19 protein-coding genes and 1 tRNA gene are annotated in these 18,015 nt (G+C 57.7%); 10 read left to right on the top strand and 10 right to left on the bottom strand.

Going from position 1 to position 18,015, the window contains the following annotated elements; translation table 11 throughout:
• Positions 1 to 19: 19 nt before the first annotated feature.
• A protein-coding gene (locus E2L05_RS06480) for an IS5 family transposase (protein ID WP_133342084.1) occupies positions 20 to 777 on the top strand; the annotation gives its coding sequence in 2 pieces (ribosomal slippage) (positions 20 to 341 and positions 341 to 777; 759 coding nt in all).
• Between the two features lie 71 nt (positions 778 to 848).
• On the opposite strand, the gene E2L05_RS06475 is transcribed toward E2L05_RS06480, so the two are convergent.
• Positions 849 to 2,069, bottom strand: coding sequence for a cytochrome b/b6 domain-containing protein (locus E2L05_RS06475; RefSeq protein WP_133342083.1), 1,221 nt, complete (start codon positions 2,067 to 2,069; stop codon positions 849 to 851).
• Between the two features lie 184 nt (positions 2,070 to 2,253).
• On the opposite strand from E2L05_RS06475, the gene fabD reads away from it, so the two are divergent.
• The 4 genes from fabD (at position 2,254) to E2L05_RS06455 (ending at position 5,110) form a co-directional block, all read left to right on the top strand.
• Positions 2,254 to 3,198 (top strand): ACP S-malonyltransferase, encoded by a 945-nt coding sequence (gene fabD / locus E2L05_RS06470; RefSeq protein ID WP_133342082.1) that lies wholly within the window; start codon positions 2,254 to 2,256, stop codon positions 3,196 to 3,198.
• Between the two features lie 3 nt (positions 3,199 to 3,201).
• Entirely contained in the window at positions 3,202 to 3,939 is a 738-nt protein-coding gene (fabG, locus tag E2L05_RS06465) for a 3-oxoacyl-[acyl-carrier-protein] reductase (protein WP_133342081.1), read from the top strand.
• A gap of 188 nt (positions 3,940 to 4,127) precedes the next feature.
• On the top strand, positions 4,128 to 4,361 hold the full coding sequence (locus E2L05_RS06460) for an acyl carrier protein (RefSeq protein ID WP_133342080.1): 234 nt from the start codon (positions 4,128 to 4,130) through the stop codon (positions 4,359 to 4,361).
• A 146-nt stretch (positions 4,362 to 4,507) separates the two neighbouring features.
• The gene (locus tag E2L05_RS06455; RefSeq protein WP_133342079.1) at positions 4,508 to 5,110 is read left to right on the top strand and encodes a pyridoxamine 5'-phosphate oxidase family protein; all 603 of its coding nucleotides are present in this window, start codon (positions 4,508 to 4,510) and stop codon (positions 5,108 to 5,110) included.
• Positions 5,111 to 5,117: 7 nt separating this feature from the next.
• On the opposite strand, the gene E2L05_RS06450 is transcribed toward E2L05_RS06455, so the two are convergent.
• From E2L05_RS06450 to E2L05_RS06415, 8 genes are all read right to left on the bottom strand, one after another.
• A complete protein-coding gene (locus tag E2L05_RS06450; protein WP_133342078.1) occupies positions 5,118 to 6,215 on the bottom strand; it encodes a 2'-deoxycytidine 5'-triphosphate deaminase in 1,098 nt (365 codons plus the stop codon).
• 191 nt (positions 6,216 to 6,406) lie between these two features.
• A tRNA-Pro gene (locus E2L05_RS06445) sits at positions 6,407 to 6,483 on the bottom strand.
• Between the two features lie 76 nt (positions 6,484 to 6,559).
• Positions 6,560 to 7,456, bottom strand: a complete 897-nt coding sequence (locus E2L05_RS20965) for a MerR family transcriptional regulator (RefSeq protein WP_133342077.1) — start codon at positions 7,454 to 7,456, stop codon at positions 6,560 to 6,562.
• 20 nt (positions 7,457 to 7,476) lie between these two features.
• Positions 7,477 to 7,779: an integration host factor subunit alpha gene (gene ihfA / locus E2L05_RS06435; RefSeq protein WP_133342076.1), complete on the bottom strand. Its 303-nt coding sequence runs from the start codon at positions 7,777 to 7,779 to the stop codon at positions 7,477 to 7,479.
• Positions 7,780 to 7,873: 94 nt separating this feature from the next.
• The gene (locus E2L05_RS06430) at positions 7,874 to 8,845 is read right to left on the bottom strand and encodes a beta-ketoacyl-ACP synthase III (protein WP_133342075.1); all 972 of its coding nucleotides are present in this window, start codon (positions 8,843 to 8,845) and stop codon (positions 7,874 to 7,876) included.
• Positions 8,842 to 9,960, bottom strand: coding sequence for a phosphate acyltransferase PlsX (gene plsX / locus E2L05_RS06425; RefSeq protein WP_165971703.1), 1,119 nt, complete (start codon positions 9,958 to 9,960; stop codon positions 8,842 to 8,844). Before plsX ends, E2L05_RS06430 begins: the two co-directional genes overlap by 4 nt.
• A gap of 23 nt (positions 9,961 to 9,983) precedes the next feature.
• On the bottom strand, positions 9,984 to 10,187 hold the full coding sequence (gene rpmF, locus E2L05_RS06420; protein ID WP_133342074.1) for a 50S ribosomal protein L32: 204 nt from the start codon (positions 10,185 to 10,187) through the stop codon (positions 9,984 to 9,986).
• Positions 10,188 to 10,315: 128 nt separating this feature from the next.
• Positions 10,316 to 10,912, bottom strand: a complete 597-nt coding sequence (locus E2L05_RS06415; RefSeq protein ID WP_133342073.1) for a YceD family protein — start codon at positions 10,910 to 10,912, stop codon at positions 10,316 to 10,318.
• Between the two features lie 79 nt (positions 10,913 to 10,991).
• Between E2L05_RS06415 and E2L05_RS06410 the strand changes: the two genes are divergently transcribed.
• Positions 10,992 to 11,462: an outer membrane protein assembly factor BamE gene (locus E2L05_RS06410; protein ID WP_165971702.1), complete on the top strand. Its 471-nt coding sequence runs from the start codon at positions 10,992 to 10,994 to the stop codon at positions 11,460 to 11,462.
• A gap of 9 nt (positions 11,463 to 11,471) precedes the next feature.
• On the opposite strand, the gene msrB is transcribed toward E2L05_RS06410, so the two are convergent.
• The gene (msrB, locus tag E2L05_RS06405) at positions 11,472 to 11,864 is read right to left on the bottom strand and encodes a peptide-methionine (R)-S-oxide reductase MsrB (RefSeq protein ID WP_133342071.1); all 393 of its coding nucleotides are present in this window, start codon (positions 11,862 to 11,864) and stop codon (positions 11,472 to 11,474) included.
• Positions 11,865 to 12,098: 234 nt separating this feature from the next.
• Here msrB and E2L05_RS06400 point away from each other — a divergent pair, with 234 nt between their 5' ends.
• The 4 genes from E2L05_RS06400 to pstA all read left to right on the top strand — a co-directional run bounded on the left by E2L05_RS06400 (position 12,099) and on the right by pstA (position 18,015).
• Positions 12,099 to 13,946 (top strand): ABC-F family ATP-binding cassette domain-containing protein, encoded by a 1,848-nt coding sequence (locus tag E2L05_RS06400; RefSeq protein ID WP_133342070.1) that lies wholly within the window; start codon positions 12,099 to 12,101, stop codon positions 13,944 to 13,946.
• Positions 13,947 to 14,328: 382 nt separating this feature from the next.
• Positions 14,329 to 15,372 (top strand): substrate-binding domain-containing protein, encoded by a 1,044-nt coding sequence (locus E2L05_RS06395; protein ID WP_133342069.1) that lies wholly within the window; start codon positions 14,329 to 14,331, stop codon positions 15,370 to 15,372.
• Positions 15,373 to 15,451: 79 nt separating this feature from the next.
• Positions 15,452 to 16,657 (top strand): phosphate ABC transporter permease subunit PstC, encoded by a 1,206-nt coding sequence (pstC, locus tag E2L05_RS06390; protein WP_133342068.1) that lies wholly within the window; start codon positions 15,452 to 15,454, stop codon positions 16,655 to 16,657.
• The gene (gene pstA, locus E2L05_RS06385) at positions 16,654 to 18,015 is read left to right on the top strand and encodes a phosphate ABC transporter permease PstA (protein ID WP_133342067.1); all 1,362 of its coding nucleotides are present in this window, start codon (positions 16,654 to 16,656) and stop codon (positions 18,013 to 18,015) included. The genes pstC and pstA overlap by 4 nt, the downstream gene beginning before the upstream one ends.

Genomic DNA, 18,015 nt, shown 5'->3' with positions numbered 1-18,015 from the left:
TCGAAAACGAGCGGTGAACATGTCTGATCTTTTCTGGCTTACGGACGCGCAGATGGCGCGTCTTGAACCCTTCTTTCCGAAGTCCCACGGCAAGCCCCGCGTTGATGACCGACGTGTGTTGAGTGGGATCATTTTCATCAATCGCAATGGGTTGCGATGGCGGGACGCCCCGTCGGCCTATGGCCCACACAAGACGCTGTACAACCGTTGGAAGCGGTGGAGTGACAAGGGTATCTTCGCCCGAATGATGGCAGGTCTGGCTGCCGAACACGGCGAAAAGAAGACCGTCATGATCGACGCGACGTATCTCAAAGCCCACCGAACAGCGACCAGCATGGGCGTGAAAAAGGGGGGCGTGGACGCCTGATCGGTCGAACCAAAGGCGGCATGAACACGAAGCTGCACGCCGTCTGCGACAGCCAGGGCCGACCGCTCCACCTCTTCGTCACGGCAGGACAGGTCAGCGATTACATCGGTGCCCGCGCCCTGGTCGGCAGTTTGCCAAAGGTGGGGTGGCTGCTGGGAGACCGAGGATATGATGCCGATTGGTTCAGAGAAGCGTTAAAAAACAGAGGGATACGCGCCTGCATCCCGGGACGGAAGCAGCGGAAGAAACCGGTAAAGTACGACAAGCGCCGCTACAAGAGGCGCAACCGGATCGAGATCATGTTCGGCAGGTTGAAGGATTGGCGGCGTGTCGCAACGCGATACGACAGATGCCCAAAGGTCTTTCTGTCAGCCATCACACTCGCTGCGCTCGTCATCTATTGGCTATGAGTCCTGACCCTAAGCGCTTTGAGTTTGAGACGGCGAAAGGGGCGTGGGCAACCGCGCCCCTTCTTCGTGTGTCACTCGCTTCTGACGGCGGTCAACGTGACCGTCACGTTGGACTCATATGCAACTGTTGATTCGTCGTTGTAGCTGGCTGTCCCGATCCCGAAGTCTCGCCTGTCGATCACGGTTTTTGCTTCCATTTGCGCGGTGTCCCCGTCGATCACCAGCGTGAAAGGCAAAGCAAGTGGTTGCTCCACACCTTTCAGGCTGAGCACACCGTCAGCCAGGTATGAATTTTCGCCGTCTGCCTCGGTAATTTCTGCCGTGAAGGTTGCTGTTGGAAATTCTTCAGCGGCGAAGAACTCTGGCTTGAGGGCGTCACTGGTCACTGATCCCAGCTTCAGACTCGGAATGGCGATTTGAACAGTTACGTCGCCCTTCACATCGCTGGGCAAGTCTGGATCAAAGTTAATCGCCGCGTTCCACTCTTCGAACTGACCTTCAACTTCGGACCCCAGTTGCAAAGCTGTGATGGCAAGCCTGCCATCCTTAACAGTCCAACCGGAAGGCTCGGCTTGCAATTGCGGTGATGCCGCTTGTCGCTCGGCATCAGAAGACAGGCCAAGAACTGATCCTGCGGCAAGCAAGAGCACCCAAAAAGCCAAGGCCGCTTTCATGGGGGCCCGTGGGTGTGCAGCGGTGGTATCACCCGCCAAGGTCAAGCCGGGCAGCATGCGTGCCAGCGTTGCATCCTTGTCAATGAAATGATGCTTCAATGCCCCGGCGATGTGCAAGGCCAGCGCGGCGATCAGCACTTTCGTAAACAGCCAGTGCCAGGCGCCAAAGAAATGGGCGACGCCTTCGTTCACCGGTACAAACGGCAGTGTTTGACCGAATGGCCACCAAATTGGGGCGAAGCCCGATGTGGCCGCGTGGTGCAACCAGCCGGACAGGGGCACAATGACCAGTGACGCGTAAAGAGCCCAGTGAACCGTTTCGGCGGCAAAGCTTTCAAGTCGACGATCCGGGTGCAGCAGCGCAGGCTTTGGTTGAGTTGCGGCCCAGAGAATCCGGAGCAGCGCAACGAAAAATGCAGCGACCCCGACTGTTTTGTGCAGGGAGAACAGCCAAGCCTTAAGGGCCAGTGCCTGTGACGTGTCGTATCCCATGTCGTTTGCAATCACGCCCAATGGGATCGCAGTCAGGATCAGCAAAGCCGTGAGCCAATGGAGGGTCTTGGCGACAGCGCCATAGCTTTGCGGCGAATTGCCAATCTTGGGGGCGGCGGTTGACATCGGCAACTCCAGTAAATGTTTTTGCTGATTGATGTAACGTGGTTCTGTCGCAACGCAAACAACACTGCGCGCGCAGTGCCCGTGCGATGCAGCACAGGGCGGCCTGTGATTGCACGCGGTGCTTGGCTGGGCTAGACCCGCTCGAACAAATGGCGAAGCCCGGTTTGCGGGTGAGGAGGACAAGATGACTCGCGCATATGTATTTCCCGGTCAGGGCGCGCAGACCATTGGGATGGGCAAGGAACTGGCCGAGGCGTATCCCGCAGCGCAAGCTGTATTCGATGAGGTGGACGAGGCGCTTGGCGAAAAGCTGTCAGCGCTGATTTGGGAAGGTGACGCTGAAACGCTGACGCTCACTGCCAATGCGCAGCCAGCGCTGATGGCGTGTTCGCTTGCGGCGGTGCGCGCGCTGGACTCCGAAGGCATCAAGATCGCCGACGGTAGTTTTGTGGCCGGGCATTCGTTGGGTGAGTATTCCGCGCTGGCAGCAGCCGGTGCGCTCAGCATCACAGACACGGCGCGGCTGCTGCGTTTGCGCGGCGAAGCCATGCAATCCGCTGTCCCCGTTGGGATCGGCGCGATGGCGGCTATTCTTGGTCTTGATCTTGCTGCTGTGACCGCTTTGGCAAATGACGCGGCGCAAGGCCAAGTCTGCCAGGCTGCAAACGATAATGATCCGGCTCAAGTCGTGGTGTCCGGGCATACTGATGCCGTGGAACGCGCTGCGGCGCTGGCCAAGGAACGTGGGGCGAAGCGCGCCCTTCTGTTGCCTGTATCCGCGCCATTCCATTGTGCTCTGATGCAACCTGCGGCTGATGCCATGGCCGAAGCTCTTGCGAGTGTCGCAATCAATGCACCAGTGGTTCCTGTCGTGGCCAATGTCACAGCCGCGGGCGTCACTGACCCTGATCAGATTCGCGCCTTGCTGGTCCAGCAAATTACTGGCGCTGTGCGGTGGCGTGAAAGCGTCGCGTTTATGGCTGCACAGGGCGTTACGGACGTTTGGGAAATCGGCGCTGGAAAGGCGCTTGCCGGGATGGTGCGCCGCATCGACCGGGGACTTACCTGCGTCAACATCGCAACCCCCAAGGACATTGCGGCGGCGCTCGCCATCGCGGCACAGGAGTAAGACATGTTCGATCTCACCGACAAGCGTGCACTCGTCACCGGAGCCTCTGGTGGCATCGGCGCAGAGATTGCTAGAGGGCTTCACGCGGCTGGTGCCGTTGTGGGCCTGTCTGGAACCCGGACAGAACCGCTGGAGGCATTGGCCGCTGAATTGGGCGAGCGCGCCCATGTGCTGCCGTGCAACCTGTCTGATGCAGAGGCTGTGACGGCTTTGCCCAAAGTCGCGATCGAAGCAATGGGCGGCGTGGACATTTTGGTCAACAATGCTGGCATCACACGGGACAACCTGTTCATGCGGATGTCCGATGACGAGTGGGCGTCCGTGATCGAGGTGAACCTCACCGCCGCCATGCGTCTGTCGCGGGGGGTACTGCGCGGGATGATGAAAGCCCGGTGGGGACGGATCATCAACATCAGTTCAGTCGTTGGTGCCACGGGCAATCCGGGGCAGGGCAACTATGCCGCCGCGAAGGCCGGGTTGGTCGGGATGTCCAAATCTCTGGCCTATGAGGTCGCAAGCCGCGGCATCACCGTAAATGCGGTTGCACCCGGTTTTATCGCCACAGCGATGACTGACAAACTGACCGACGATCAAAAGGCCGCAATCCTGACAAATGTGCCGGCGGGCAGAATGGGTGATCCAAGCGAAATCAGCGCAGCGGTTCTGTATCTTGCCAGCCCGGAAGCCGCCTATACAACGGGGACGGTCCTTCACGTGAATGGCGGTCTGGCGATGATTTGACCCATTCCGGCGAAAACTGGATATGGCGAAAGCGTTTGCCTTCACTTTACCATATGCTATAGGCCACGCAGATTGCCGGGGCAGGGTTGAACCCCGCTGTGAGGCAGGCATCAAGGCTTCTAGCCGCAACGGGCCGGAAGGCCATCACCAAAGCGGGCAAGACCCCGAAGACTGATAGAGGAATGAACATGAGCGACATCGCAGATCGTGTGAAGAAGATCGTTGTCGAACATCTCGGCGTCGAAGAATCCAAGATCACGGAAAGCGCGTCTTTCATTGATGATCTGGGCGCAGACAGCCTTGACACAGTGGAACTGGTCATGGCGTTCGAAGAAGAGTTCGGCATCGAAATCCCCGACGACGCGGCGGAAACGATCCAGACATTCGGCGACGCAGTGAAGTTCATCACCGAAGCGTCCTGATCTGGCGATAAGCCTATCACCGAATTTAAAGCGCGGCGTCCCTGGTGGCGCCGCGCTTTCGTTTGTGAGCGGGGCTATATGACATTGGCGTTGCCCTGCGCCGCGGCTAGCGTGCGGGCACCTAGCTGAAACAGGAGTTTTGACCTATGCAGCCAATTTCGACGATTGCCCAACTCGAAACCATCTATGGCGCTGCTGTTCCGGCTTCTGTGGACAAAGTGGTTCGTGCGATGACACCGCATTACCGAACATGGATTGAGGCGTCGAAATTCGTTGTGCTGGGGACAGTTGGCCCTGAGGGCACCGATACAAGCCCACGCGGGGATGATGGCCCCGTTGTTCGCATCGTGGATGATGAGACCCTGCTGCTCCCTGATTGGCTGGGGAACAACCGAATCGATACGCTGCGCAATATTGTCCGCGATAACCGGATCAGTCTGATGTTCATGGTTCCTGGGTGTAAGAACGTTGTTCGGATAAACGGGACAGCCATTGTGACGGATGACGTGGACATTCGCGCATCATTCGACAAGGCTGGGCGGCAACCGCGCAGTGTGATCGTGATCAGTATCAACGAGATGTACATTCAATGCGCCAAGGCCATCATGCGCGCAGGGTTGTGGACGTCTGGAGACCAGAGTGTATCTCTCCCCACGACCGGAGAATTCTTGCAAGAGGCGCAAAGCGTGCCTGATGCTGCGGAATTTGATGCGGCCTACCCGGCCTATGCAAAGCCGCGAATGTGGTGAAGGCGCGTCAGTCGACGTTAAAATGCTTGGACAGTTTCAGCCCTTGCCCCTGATAGTTCGATGCAAAGTCTTTACCGTACAGAAGTTCGGGCCGCTCTGTCATGTGTTCATAGATCAACCGACCAACGCGTTGCCCGTGTTCGAGTAGGAACGGTGCTTCATGACAGCGCACTTCCAACACCCCGCGTGACCCTTGCCCGCCCGCTTGCGCATGACCAAAGCCCGGATCGAAAAAGCCGGCATAGTGCACCCTAAACTCGCCGACCAGTGCCATGTAGGGCGCCATTTCGGCAGCATAGTCCGGTGGAATATGCACGGCTTCGCGACTGACCAGAATATAGAAGGCACCGGGATCAAGTATGATGCCATTCCCGTCGCTGCGGACCAAATCCCAGAAGTCGTCCACCCGATAGGCACCTATCCGGTCAAGGTCGATAACGCCTGCGTGGGGTTTCGCGCGGTAGCCAACTATGCCATCTTTTCGCGGTTCCAGATCCACTGAAAAGCCAAGTCCACCATCAATGTGCGCCGGACCATCGACCAGCGTCTCTGCCTTGTGCAGTGCTGTCATCGCCGCGTCTGTCAGTGTCGTGTCGCCGGTGCGGAATCTGATCTGATTCAACCGCATGCCTTGCCGCACAAGAACAGAAAAACTGCGCGGGCAAATTTCGGCCCAGAGTGGTCCCTTATACCCCGGTGCAATCCGATCAAATTCCGTTCCGTGATCGGTGATCGTGCGCGTCAAAAGATCAAGACGCCCCGTGGAGCTTTTTGCGTTGGCGACGGCTTGCACCCCATCTGGCAGGTTCAGACCCTCCAGAAGCGGCACAAGATAGACGCAGCCCTTTTCCAGAACGGCCCCGTCTGTCAGGTCCATTTTGTGCATGGCGAAGTCTTTTAGTCGTTCACCCACGCCAGCGCTGCGTCCCGCAAGAAAAGAAGCGCGGACACGATAGGCGACCGAGCCAAGCCGAAGATCCAGAGAAGCCGGTTGGTATTGTGCCTCTGTTACCGCGATCTCTGCTGTGATCTCTGCGCGTGCGACCATCGCCTTGAGGGACTGAATTGGCAAAACGCCCATCGCGGGTTTGGCTGGATCGGTCATTGTGGTCCTTAGCGGTCACAGGGGCAAACAGATGCGTCTGGTTTTGACCCAGCGACACAAGCCGCGCAAGTGCATTCCATGGGAAAGACGTGCGCGGCAAACTGGATTGCGGGCTGACCGACTCATGTTTACGGAATTGGCTGATCTGGTCGAAAACAAAAAACCCGCCGCACGAAGCGACGGGTGTTTTTTGGTCGGGCTAGCGAGATTCGAACTCACGACCTTCCGTCCCCCAGACGGACGCGCTACCAAGCTGCGCTATAGCCCGACGTGCGGACGTGTTACTTAGGTTTGGGGGGTAGGGCAAGGCGATTGCATCAAAAAAGTGACGTGTTTCCGGGCTTTCATGGCCGGTCAGAAATCATGCCTTTCAACCGCGCGTGAAGCCCGGTGATCTGTGTTCGGTGCTCATCGGAGATATCGCTGGCTGCCAAAGCGCGCAAGCGCGCGGGCATTGAAAGTACCGGCACGAGTCCGGGGGTGTCGTCGTCTGGATCGCTGTTGGCGACAGCTTCAATGGTCGCGGCCTGTGGAGTAAAGACCGGCTCTTCGCCTGCATCCTGTACGGGAGGCTCTTCCTGCGCGGGTTCCTCTTCTGGTTGGGTCAAGGGGCTGAACGTTCCGCTTTGTGCCTCGGCGGGTTCGGCATCGTCGCTATCGTCAAAGAAAAAGCCGATGGGCGGCGCGCCGTCGTCCTTGGCTTGCTCCGGTTGCGGCGAGACCTCAGGTTCTGCTGCGACCGGGGCGGCAATTGCGGGCTTGGCGGCTGCGAATGCTGCTTCTGCCGGTTCAGTGGGGGCCGGGTCCGGAAGTGCGGCAGCAGTTTCCAACGCGAATGCAGGCTCCGCTGGTTCAGTCACCACCTCTGCCGCTGCTGCTGGTGGTGCTTGCACGTCTTGAACGGCAGACTCGGGCTCATGTTGCACCGTGTTCGCAGTTTCGACCTCAATCCCCATTGCAGGGCTTTCCAAGGGCGGGCTGAGCTCAGCAACATCGCCGATTCCCTCAGATTTGATGCGATCCTGAACCGATTTGATCGTGTGACCCTCGGTATGAAGCAGATGCTTGATGCCGCCCAATAGCCGCATGTCTTCGGGACGGTAGTACCGTCGCCCACCCGCACGCTTAACCGGTTTGAGTTCTGGAAAACGACTTTCCCAGAATCTCAAGACATGTGCCGGGGTTTCCAACCAGGTGGCAACTTCGCTTATCGTGCGAAATGCGTTGGGCGATTTATCCATGAATCAAGAGTTTAGCCGTTCTAGCTCTTGTTGCCTTGTGCGACGCGCTCTTTCATCAGGTGCGATGGCCTGAAGGTCAGAACGCGGCGGGGATGGATCGGAACTTCTTCGCCGGTCTTGGGGTTGCGACCGACACGGGCGGCCTTGTCACGGACGTTGAAGGTGCCGAAGGACGAAATTTTAACCGATTCCCCAGATGCCAATGCGTCGCTCAAATGTGCCAGAACGCTTTCAACAAGCTGGGCGGATTCATTTCGCGACAATCCGACTTCTCTGAACACGGCCTCGCTTAGGTCCATGCGGGTGAGGGTCTTGCCACTCATTTCTTATCTCCCTGTTTTGACTTCACGATAGTGACAAGGAGAAAATGCTGTCAATGGCGGGGTTTGCACGTGTGCAACAATATACTGGTTCGCGTCACCAGCGTAACACAACTGAGCCCCATGCAAGGCCACCGCCTATTGCTTCGACAACGATAAGATCACCCGGTTTGATTTGACCGCGGGCTTTTCCCACGGAAAGAGCCAAGGGAATCGATGCCGCAGATGTGTTGCCGTGATCCTGAACCGTCACAACAACCCGGTCCATACCCAAGCCCATCTTCTGTGCCGTCGCTTTTATGATCCGCAAGTTGGCCTGATGCGGCACAATCCAACTCACATCCTCAGACGACAACCCTGCCTTGTCGAGCGCCTTGTGGGCCGTTTGGGCCAGCTTCTCAACTGCGTGGCGGAAAACTTCTTTGCCTTGCATGCGCAGGTGGCCGGTGTTCTGTGTCGAAACGCCGCCATCAACATACAGAAGATCGCGATACCGCCCGTCAGAATTCAAATCACTGGCCAGAATACCACGATCTTGCGCTGTTCCATTGCCGGTATCCCGTTCAAGGACGACAGCGCCGGCACCATCACCGAAAAGCACGCAGGTGCCGCGATCGGTCCAATCCAAGATACGGCTGAAGGTTTCCGCACCAATCACCAGCACACGGTCAGCTTGTCCCGACAGAATCATGCCATTGGCATTGGCCAACGCGAACACGAACCCTGCGCAAACGGCTTGAATATCGAAGGCAAAACCGCCTTCCATGCCCAGCTTGTCCTGCACCATCGTGGCTGCGGACGGAAAAGTTAAATCTGCTGTGGAAGTTGCGACGACAATCGCATCGATATCGGCGGGTTTCAGTCCGGCATCGTCCAAAGCGGCCCGTGCTGCGCGCGTGGCAAGATCCGCCGTTCCCTGACCTTCGGCCGCAAAATGCCGCCTTTCAATGCCAGACCTGCTGCGAATCCAGCTATCACTTGTGTCCAACTTTTCGCTGAACTCGGCGTTTTCGAATATTCTTTCGGGAAGATAGTGACCCACTCCTCGGATCACGGCGCGTGTTGTCATTTGGATGTACCGTAAGCCTGTCCGGTGTCTGGACCGTCACCTTGGACCGGCGATGAAAGGGATGCAACCCGCGCTGCAACTCTTGCAGGGAAATCCACCTGCCCAAGCTCAAACGCCAGTTTGATGGCGGCGGAAACCCCGGTCTCGTCTGCTGAGCCGTGGGATTTGATCACAGAGCCGTTCAAGCCAAGAAACACACCGCCGTTGACCCGGCGTGGGTCAATCCGCTTGCGAAGTCGCTTGAGAGACGGCAGGGCCAGCAATGCCGCAAAGCGCGAAAGGGCAGAGTAGTTGAAGGCCTGCTTGAGAAGTTCGCTGATTAGCTTGGCTGTGCCTTCGCCGGTCTTCAGAGCAACATTGCCGGTGAATCCGTCAGTTACGATGACGTCCACTCTGTCAGACGGCAGATCGCCCCCTTCGACATAGCCAATAAATTCGAAAGGCGCTGATTTTGAAGCATCGGCGATCATGTCGTGCGCGAGCTTCAGTTCGGCGCGGCCCTTGTGTTCTTCGGTTCCGACGTTGAGCAAGCCCACGCGTGGCGTTTCCAGACCAAGACCAACACGGGCGTAGGACGACCCCATAAGAGCGTATTGCAAAAGGTCTTCGGCGTCAGCGCGTATGTCCGCGCCTGCATCTAGCATTACGTTGAAGCCGCCGGGATTGCGAGAAGGCCACAGACACGCGATAGCGGGTCGATTGATTCCGGGGATCTTACGAAGCCGAAGCATCGACATGGCCATAAGCGCGCCGGTGTTGCCGCACGACACACACACCTGAGCGTCGCCCGATTTCACGGCGTCGATGGCTTCCCACATCGACGTACCCTTGCCGTTCCGCATTGCTTGGCTGGGTTTGGTGTCCATCGTTACCACGCCTGCGGCATGGCGAACTTCGCACCGGCCCGCCAAGACGCTGCGCTTCGACACTAACTTCTCAAGGGTTTCGGAGTTTCCAAAAACAATGAAACTGATGTCAGGGTTCTTTGCCGCCGACCACGCCATACCGGCCACAATTGGTGCCGGACCGGCGTCGCCGCCCATCGCATCAACTGAAACCGTAACAGGTTTCGGCATGGCACGATCAGCGCTGTTATGAGACCGCCGTGCCATCATGCTTTTGGATTTTCTAAAACGGCTTATGCCGCGTCTTCGTCAATGTCCACTTCGCCAGCCGCAACGACTTCGCGGTCAGCATAGTGGCCACAAGACGGGCACACGTGGTGCGGACGCTTGAGTTCACCGCAGTTGGTGCATTCATTTGGATTGCCGGCCACCAGCGCGTCGTGCGAGCGGCGCTTATTACGGCGCGACCGTGTAACTTTATTCTGCTGGACAGCCATGTCTCAACCCTTGTTCGTCAGTATGTACATATAATCTCGCGGCGGGGCACAAGTGTGCCGACCCTGTCGCGGTCAGTCGAAGCCGGACTTCTAATCGTTTTGCGTGGCGGTGCAAGTAGTTTTTTGGCCTAAACGTCACCAGAATTGCCAGAGTCGTCGCCAACCAGCTTGTCTTTCAGTCTTGCGAGCCCGGCAAAGGGGCGGGCGTCTTCATCGGTCATCGCTGTTTTGCCCGGTTCCGTAAACACGGTCTTGTCAGGTTGCGTGCCGTCCACACGAGGGTAGGCAGGCAGCGCCAGCGCCAGTGCTTCAGTCACCAACTCTTCAAGATCAATCGTGTCGGGAAGGGGTTCCAGTGTCTCGTCCAGGTGCATTTCGACCTCGGTGGCGTCATCATCCTCGGGCAGATCTGCCCGATACCCACGTTGCACCTTTTCTTCGATGCGTGTGGTGACAGGGGCCAAAGTCGCAACGCAAGGCTGCACCACAGTGGCACCGAGTTGTGCGGCTAAATCCCAGTCTTGCTTGCCCGCTGGGGTCAACGTGCCTTCCAGCCGCAGCTTGCGCAGGGCGATTAGGTCTAGGTCAGCCGCGATAGCTGCGCAGAGATCTGCATCGGGGATCAGCAGGAAAGTATGTGATTTGCGTTGCGACAGATCAGACAACCGGATCCGTGTCTTTGCGGCGTTTTCGGCGGCTCCGTCGCCGGGGCGTGAGGGGGCCATGGCGGTATCCATTCTTGAACAGGTTGGCAGGGTCAGGTTATCGGGGTGCCAGAAGCAAGCAGCACAGGCAAGGCGGAACATGGCAAAGACATCACTGGCACATGAACTTCGTTTGCTTTTAGGGGCGGCTCTCTGCGCCACGTTGGTATCTTGCTCTCCGATTGAGCGGAGCCACGGATACGTCCCCGCCGATGATCAATTGGCCGAAATCGCAGTCGGTGACGACACACGCGACTCTGTGGTCGAAAAGATCGGCGCTCCGTTGACCCGCGGCGTCGAAGACGAAGATGCGTGGTACTATGTCTCGTCCGAGAGGCGCACCATTGGTCCGTTCGCACCTGTCACCACGAAGCGCGATATTGTGGCTGTGCGTTTCAGCGATGCAGGAACTGTTGAAAACATCGAGCGGTTCAATGAAACGGACGGCCAAGTCGTTGTGCTGACCGCCCGTGTCACGGATCCATCCGTGTCTGAACTTGGCATCTTGCGCCGGATCTTCGGCAATGTCGGTACGCCGTCTGCTGGCGACTTCCTTGGCGAAGGAAACTAGCGTGTCTGATCAGACATCCGGCTCAAACGCCAACGCGACCCCGTTGATGCAATAGCGAAGCCCAGTTGGCGCGGGACCATCGGGAAACACGTGTCCCAGATGGGCATCGCAGCGATTGCAGTGCACTTCGGTACGGCGCATGAACAGCGAATTGTCCGCTTTTTCGCCCACCATCTCGGTATCCATCGGTTGGTAAAAACTGGGCCAGCCGGTGCCACTTTCGAACTTGGCATCCTGTTCGAACAGCGGGGCGCCGCAGCAAACGCAAGTGTAGATGCCCTGATCCTTCGGGAAATCTTCGTTGGTGCCTGCGCGTTCTGTGCCGTGCTTGCGCGTCACCTTATAAGCCAGCGGCGAAAGCTGCGCGCGCCATTCGGCATCGGTTTTGACGATCTTGTCCATGGGGCCGGTCCTTTCTTGATCGCGCAGACTGTTACAAAGGCAACATGAAGCGCGTTCCTCGTGTTGGACAAGATGTAGGGTGCCTGCGTGCATGAGCCAAGTCTGACAGGGTTGTGCGGCACCGCTCATGGACCTCTCTGGTCCGGCAAACGAAGTGACGGGTTGCTGCAACGACGGCGTTTTAGCGCCCTTGTCACGCTTGACCGCCACCGCACACACGGATAGCCAGCCGCCATGGCGCAACCTCCTCTTCTCCAAGTTTCCGACATTTCCCTTACCTTCGGTGGGGACCCGGTGTTTTCAGACCTCGGTCTTGTCGTGCAACCGCGCGACCGGGTCGCTCTGGTTGGTCGCAACGGGTCGGGCAAGTCCACATTGATGAAGGTCATGGCCGGTTTGGTCGAGGCCGACAGGGGCAGTGTCACAATCGCCCCCGGTCAATCCGTCGGCTACATGCACCAGGAACCAAGTCTAGAGGGCTTTGCGACGCTTGGCGATTTTGCGGCGAGCGATCTGCCCGATGGGGAAGCCTATCGCGTGGAAATGGTGTCAGACGGTCTGAAGCTGAACCCCGACACTGCTGTCAGCGCGGCGTCTGGCGGGGAACGCAGGCGCGCGGCACTGGCAAAGTTGCTGGCCGAAGATCCGGATTTGATGCTGCTGGACGAGCCCACCAACCATTTGGACGTGCAGGCGATTGGGTGGCTGGAAGAGCGGCTCAAGAGCACACGCGCGGCCTTTGTACTGATATCCCACGATAGGGCGTTCTTGACCGCACTGACCCGCGCAACGCTGTGGATCGACCGCGGGGCGGTGCGCCGTCAGGAACAGGGCTTTGCCGATTTCGAAGCGTGGCGTGAAAAAACTTGGGCCGAAGAAGATGACGCGCGGCACAAGCTTGATCGCAAGATCAAAGCAGAAGCTCGCTGGGCTGTCGAAGGCATCAGTGCCCGGCGAAAGCGCAACCAAGGCAGAGTGCGCGCACTGCAAGCCCTTCGGGCTGAGCGCGCATCCCAGATTAACCGGTCTGGCGCGGCTGACCTTGCCTTGGCCTCGGGTCAAAAATCCGGCAAGCGTGTGATTGAAGCCACGGGAATTTCAAAGAAATTCGGTGATCGAACCATTCTCGCCCCCTTCGATCTTCGGGTGCTGCGGGGCGACAGGATCGCTTTTGTTGGCCCAAATGGCGCGGGCAAATCCACCTTGCTCAAAATGCTGACCGGCGAGATTGAGCCAGATACCGGGAGCGTGAAACTTGGCTCGAACCTTTCAGTTGCAGTGTTCGACCAGAACCGCGCACAGCTTGACCCGAATGCCACCCTTTGGGACAGCCTGACTGGCGATCCGTCCATGCGTGTCTCGGGCCGGGCCGATCAGGTCATGGTGCGCGGTGTGCCAAAACACGTTGTGGGTTATCTCAAGGATTTTCTTTTCGACGAACGGCAGGCCCGTGCTCCTGTGCGGTCTTTGTCGGGCGGTGAAAAGGCACGGCTGCTTTTGGCGCGTATCATGGCGCGGGACAGCAACTTGCTGGTGCTCGACGAACCAACGAACGATCTGGATATCGAAACCCTTGATCTCTTGCAGGATGTGCTTGGCGACTATGATGGGACCGTGCTTCTTGTAAGCCACGACCGCGACTTTCTTGACCGTGTTGCCAGTGCCACCGTGGCTATGGAGGGCGACGGCAAAGCGACGGCTTATCCCGGAGGATGGTCGGATTACCGTGCGCAACGGGGCGGCGACGTCTTTGGCGGCGCCCCTGACAAGACCACCAAGCCCGGCGCAAAGTCTGGCGGAAAGACCACCGATCTGGGCGTGCCAAAGGACGTGGATCAAGGCCTTAGTTTTACAGAGCAACACAGGTTGGACGAACTGCCAGGCGTAATTGCCCGGCTTGAAGCCGAAATTACCAAACTCGAAGACTTCCTTGCAGCCGAGCCGACGATGTTCACGGACGCGCCTGTCAAGTTCCAGAAAGCGACAGATGCTTTGGTGGAACGGCACGGTGCGCTGTCTGATGCGGAAGAAGAATGGATGACACTGGCCGAGCGGGCCGAATCCAAGACCGGAACAAGCTAATAGCAAAGCGGCACATGGATGTGCTGCTGCGACATTGACTTGGCGATTCACTTTGCGGACTTGCTCTGCACAGGCCGTGTCACAATTGCCGGAAAGATGTCGCAAAGAGCCCGAATCGTGCTTCATAGACCGTGAATAGCGTAGAAATCACGTGAGGCCGGGCGCTTTTTCTAAGATACCCATTTTTTATTTTAAGCAAGAAAAAACAATAAGTTGATGGTGGTGTGGGCTTCTGTTTCGCACATGTATTTCAACAAAAACTGGCTTGACCGCACTTCTTCACCACGGCGTCATAAAAGTATTACAAACTTGTTACATAGGGGCACTAGTCCACCACCGTAGCCACGGTTGTGTGGCACTTACACTTCGTACGGAGATCCGAATGAAACTCATCAAACTGTCCGCCTCCGCGCTGGCAATCGCTGCCATCTCGGCAACTGCCGCTTCTGCGCGTGATCAGGTACAGGTTGCCGGTTCGTCGACCGTCCTGCCCTATGCAAATATCGTTGCCGAACTTTTTGGCGAGAACTTCGACTTCCCCACGCCTGTGGTTGAATCCGGTGGCTCCTCTGCGGGTCTCAAGAAGTTCTGCGAAGGCGTTGGCGAGAACACTGTTGATATCGCAAACTCATCGCGCAGCATTCGTGAGAAAGAAATCAAGGCCTGCGCCGAGAACGGCGTGACCGACATCATCGAAGTGCGCATCGGGTATGATGGCATCGTATTCGCCAGCGACATCAACGGCCCGGCTTATACCGCCTTTACCGAGGCACAGTGGTACACGGCTCTGGCACAAGAGATCGTCGTGGATGGCGCGCTTGTCACCAACCCGAACACCACTTGGGCTGACGTTGATGCATCCCTTCCAGCCGAAGAAATTCAGGCGTTCATTCCGGGTACCAAGCACGGCACGCGTGAAGTTTTCGAAGAAAAGGTTCTGTTGGCTGGGTGTGAAGCCACAGGCGCGCTGGACGCCATGATGAACGAGTTGGGCATGTCTGAGGACGACGCAGAGACCGCCTGCATGTCGGTTCGTACAGATGGTCGTTCGGTGGATATCGACGGCGACTACACCGAGACTTTGGCGCGCATCGAAAGCAACCCGACTGGCGTTGGCGTATTTGGCTTGTCCTTCTACGAGAACAACACATCCAAGCTTAAAGTTGCGACCATGAGCGGTGTTTCACCATCGACCGAGACCATTGCAACTGGGGAATACCCCGTATCCCGCCCATTGTTCTTCTACATCAAGAAGGCGCATTTCGGCGTGATCCCCGGCCTGAAGGAATACGCATCGTTCTTCGTGAATGACGCGGTTGCTGGCCCCGGTGGCCCGCTCTCCGAATACGGCCTGACACCCGATCCCGAACTGGGCGCGACACAGTCCATGATCGAGAACGAAGAAACCATGGCGTCCGGCTCTTAAGCCATAAAACTTGAGAAGCGGCTGATGACCGGCCGCTTCTTTCGCCATTCCGAACGAACGTTCCAGAGCAGGTAGGACCATGCCGGGCATAATGCTGTTTCTGATCCTGTGTGCGATCTCTGCCACCGGATATGTCATGGGCCGCCGAAAGGCTGCGACCATCTCTGGCAATGACAATCGCGCACTTCATTCCAACATCCCTTTTCACGGCGCCAATGTTGCGCTTGCTGTGTTTCTGGCGGGTGTGCTTGCCATGGTTGGCGGGTCCATCATTCAAAGTGTCGTATGGCAGGAAGATACCTCAAACACGCTGGCAGTGGTCTTGACCCTGTTTGCCGCAGCGGTCGCCTTTTTCGTCACGTTCCAACGCATTTCGCTTGAGTATCGGGCGCGGAACGTGACCGAGAAATTGGTCAAAGGGGTTCTGATCGCTGCGGCGTCCATCGCGATCCTGACAACGGTCGGCATCGTTATGTCGATGCTGTTCGAGACGGTGAACTTTTTCAAGCAGTACTCGATCGCTGACTTTTTCTTTGGCACCAATTGGACGCCGCGCTTTCAGGGTGAAAGCGACCTTGGCATGTTGCCGCTGCTTTGGGGCACGATGTATGTCAGCTTCATCGCGCTACTGTTTGCTGTGCCGGTCGGCCTGTTTGCTGCAATTTATCTTGCCGAATATGCCGGGCCAAAGGTGCGCGGGGTTGCCAAGCCATTGCTCGAAGTGCTCGCCGGTATTCCCACCATCGTTTACGGCCTTTTTGCACTGATCACAGTCGGGCCCATGTTGCGTGATTATTTCGCCCAGCCCTTGGGGCTGAGTGATAGCGGGTCGTCCGTGATGACGGCGGGGCTTGTTATGGGCATCATGCTGATCCCTTTTGTGTCCTCCCTGTCAGACGACATCATCAACGCCGTGCCGCAGGCGATGCGGGATGGGTCTTATGGACTTGGGGCAACCAAATCGGAAACCATCAAGCAGGTGGTCATTCCGGCGGCGTTGCCCGGCATTGTCGGCGCAGTGTTGCTGGCCGCATCGCGCGCAATTGGCGAGACGATGATTGTTGTGCTGGGGGCAGGGGCGGCGGCGCGTTTGTCGCTGAACCCGTTCGAAGCCATGACCACCGTCACCGTTAAGATCGTCAGCCAGTTGACCGGCGACACCGACTTTGCCTCACCTGAAACGCTGGTCGCCTTTGCCCTTGGCATCACACTTTTTGTCATCACGCTCGGGCTGAATGTCCTCGCGCTTTACATCGTTCGCAAGTACCGGGAGCAGTACGAATGACCGACGCATCCGCATCGCCCGTGTCGCCGGCGGCCGCGCCCTCGGCGCCTTCGTCTCTCTATGAGCAGTCCAGCAGAACCAAGAAGCGAAACGCATCTGAAAAGCGTTTCCGTGCCTATGGACTGACAGCTATCGCAGTTGGCTTGATGTCGCTGGTCGTGCTGCTGATCTCGATCCTGGGGAACGGCCTGCCGTCGTTCAAGCAGACCTACATCGTCATGGATGTCGAACTGCGCGCCGATGTGCTGGACAAGAATGGCAATCGTGATCCCGCTGACATCGCCAAGGTCATGACCTTCGGCTACACGCCGCTGATCAAGCAGGCTGCCCAAGCCATGGTTCAAGAGATGGGCAGCGATATCGAAGGGCTGACCGACAAGATGATCGGTGACATGATCTCGAAAGAAGCAGCCGGGCAGTTGCGCAATTATGTCATGAAAAACCCCGACATGATCGGAACCACCCAACAGTTCAAGTTCCTCGCGAACGGGCGCATTGACGGCTACTTCAAAGGCCGTGTGACGATGGAAAGTGCCGCCCTGGATGGCAATGTCACACCGGAGCAGCTTATGGCGGCTGATGAGATGGCCGCAGCTGGCTATATGACCACAGCAATCAACCCCGGTTTCCTTACTGCCCCAGACGCATCAGACCAGCGCCCAGAGGCCGCAGGCCTTGGGGTGGCGATCCTTGGTTCTGTCTACATGATGCTTGTGGTTCTGGTTCTGGCATTGCCCATTGGTGTGGCCGCATCGATTTACTTGGAAGAGTTCGCGCCGAAAAACTGGGTCACGGATGTGATCGAAGTGAATATTTCTAATCTGGCGGCTGTTCCGTCGATTGTTTTTGGGATCCTTGGTCTGGCGATCTTCATCAACTTCGCACACCTTCCGCAGTCTGCCCCTGTTGTGGGCGGCTTGGTGCTCACGCTGATGACCCTGCCCACGATTATCATCTCGACCCGCGCTTCGTTGAAATCGGTGCCGCCATCGATCAAGGATGCGGCTCTCGGGGTTGGAGCGTCGAAAATGCAGACGGTCTTTCATCACGTGCTGCCGCTGGCCATGCCCGGTATCCTGACAGGCGCAATCATCGGTCTGGCGCAGGCGCTTGGCGAAACTGCGCCGTTGCTTTTGATCGGCATGGTGGCTTTTGTCCGCGAGTATCCGGGCATGCCCCCAGAGGGTCTGTTTGACCCGTCCACCGCGCTGCCTGTGCAGGTCTATAACTGGACCCAGCGGTCCGACCCGGCCTTCTTTGAACGTGCGTCCGGTGCCATCATTGTCCTTTTGGTCATGCTGGTCCTCATGAACCTTGTAGCGATCATCCTTCGTCGTCGATTTGAGCGTCGCTGGTAA

This window comes from Meridianimarinicoccus aquatilis, assembly GCF_004358675.1.
GTDB lineage: Bacteria > Pseudomonadota > Alphaproteobacteria > Rhodobacterales > Rhodobacteraceae > Meridianimarinicoccus > Meridianimarinicoccus aquatilis.
This window is presented reverse-complemented; position numbering and strand designations above follow the sequence as displayed.

Excerpts from the sequence above, each read along its gene's own strand:
- msrB (WP_133342071.1), bottom strand. The coding sequence starts at position 11,864 with ATGGACAAGATCGTCAAAACCGATGCCGAATGGCGCGCGCAGCTTTCG.
- E2L05_RS06415 (WP_133342073.1), bottom strand. The coding sequence starts at position 10,912 with ATGGCCCCCTCACGCCCCGGCGACGGAGCCGCCGAAAACGCCGCAAAG.
- plsX (WP_165971703.1), bottom strand. The coding sequence starts at position 9,960 with ATGATGGCACGGCGGTCTCATAACAGCGCTGATCGTGCCATGCCGAAA.
- E2L05_RS06410 (WP_165971702.1), top strand. The coding sequence starts at position 10,992 with ATGGCAAAGACATCACTGGCACATGAACTTCGTTTGCTTTTAGGGGCG.
- E2L05_RS06395 (WP_133342069.1), top strand. The coding sequence starts at position 14,329 with ATGAAACTCATCAAACTGTCCGCCTCCGCGCTGGCAATCGCTGCCATC.
- ihfA (WP_133342076.1), bottom strand. The coding sequence starts at position 7,779 with ATGAGTGGCAAGACCCTCACCCGCATGGACCTAAGCGAGGCCGTGTTC.
- E2L05_RS06455 (WP_133342079.1), top strand. The coding sequence starts at position 4,508 with ATGCAGCCAATTTCGACGATTGCCCAACTCGAAACCATCTATGGCGCT.
- fabG (WP_133342081.1), top strand. The coding sequence starts at position 3,202 with ATGTTCGATCTCACCGACAAGCGTGCACTCGTCACCGGAGCCTCTGGT.
- E2L05_RS06450 (WP_133342078.1), bottom strand. The coding sequence starts at position 6,215 with ATGACCGATCCAGCCAAACCCGCGATGGGCGTTTTGCCAATTCAGTCC.
- fabD (WP_133342082.1), top strand. The coding sequence starts at position 2,254 with ATGACTCGCGCATATGTATTTCCCGGTCAGGGCGCGCAGACCATTGGG.
- rpmF (WP_133342074.1), bottom strand. The coding sequence starts at position 10,187 with ATGGCTGTCCAGCAGAATAAAGTTACACGGTCGCGCCGTAATAAGCGC.
- E2L05_RS20965 (WP_133342077.1), bottom strand. The coding sequence starts at position 7,456 with ATGGATAAATCGCCCAACGCATTTCGCACGATAAGCGAAGTTGCCACC.
- E2L05_RS06475 (WP_133342083.1), bottom strand. The coding sequence starts at position 2,069 with ATGTCAACCGCCGCCCCCAAGATTGGCAATTCGCCGCAAAGCTATGGC.
- pstA (WP_133342067.1), top strand. The coding sequence starts at position 16,654 with ATGACCGACGCATCCGCATCGCCCGTGTCGCCGGCGGCCGCGCCCTCG.
- pstC (WP_133342068.1), top strand. The coding sequence starts at position 15,452 with ATGCCGGGCATAATGCTGTTTCTGATCCTGTGTGCGATCTCTGCCACC.
- E2L05_RS06460 (WP_133342080.1), top strand. The coding sequence starts at position 4,128 with ATGAGCGACATCGCAGATCGTGTGAAGAAGATCGTTGTCGAACATCTC.
- E2L05_RS06400 (WP_133342070.1), top strand. The coding sequence starts at position 12,099 with ATGGCGCAACCTCCTCTTCTCCAAGTTTCCGACATTTCCCTTACCTTC.
- E2L05_RS06430 (WP_133342075.1), bottom strand. The coding sequence starts at position 8,845 with ATGACAACACGCGCCGTGATCCGAGGAGTGGGTCACTATCTTCCCGAA.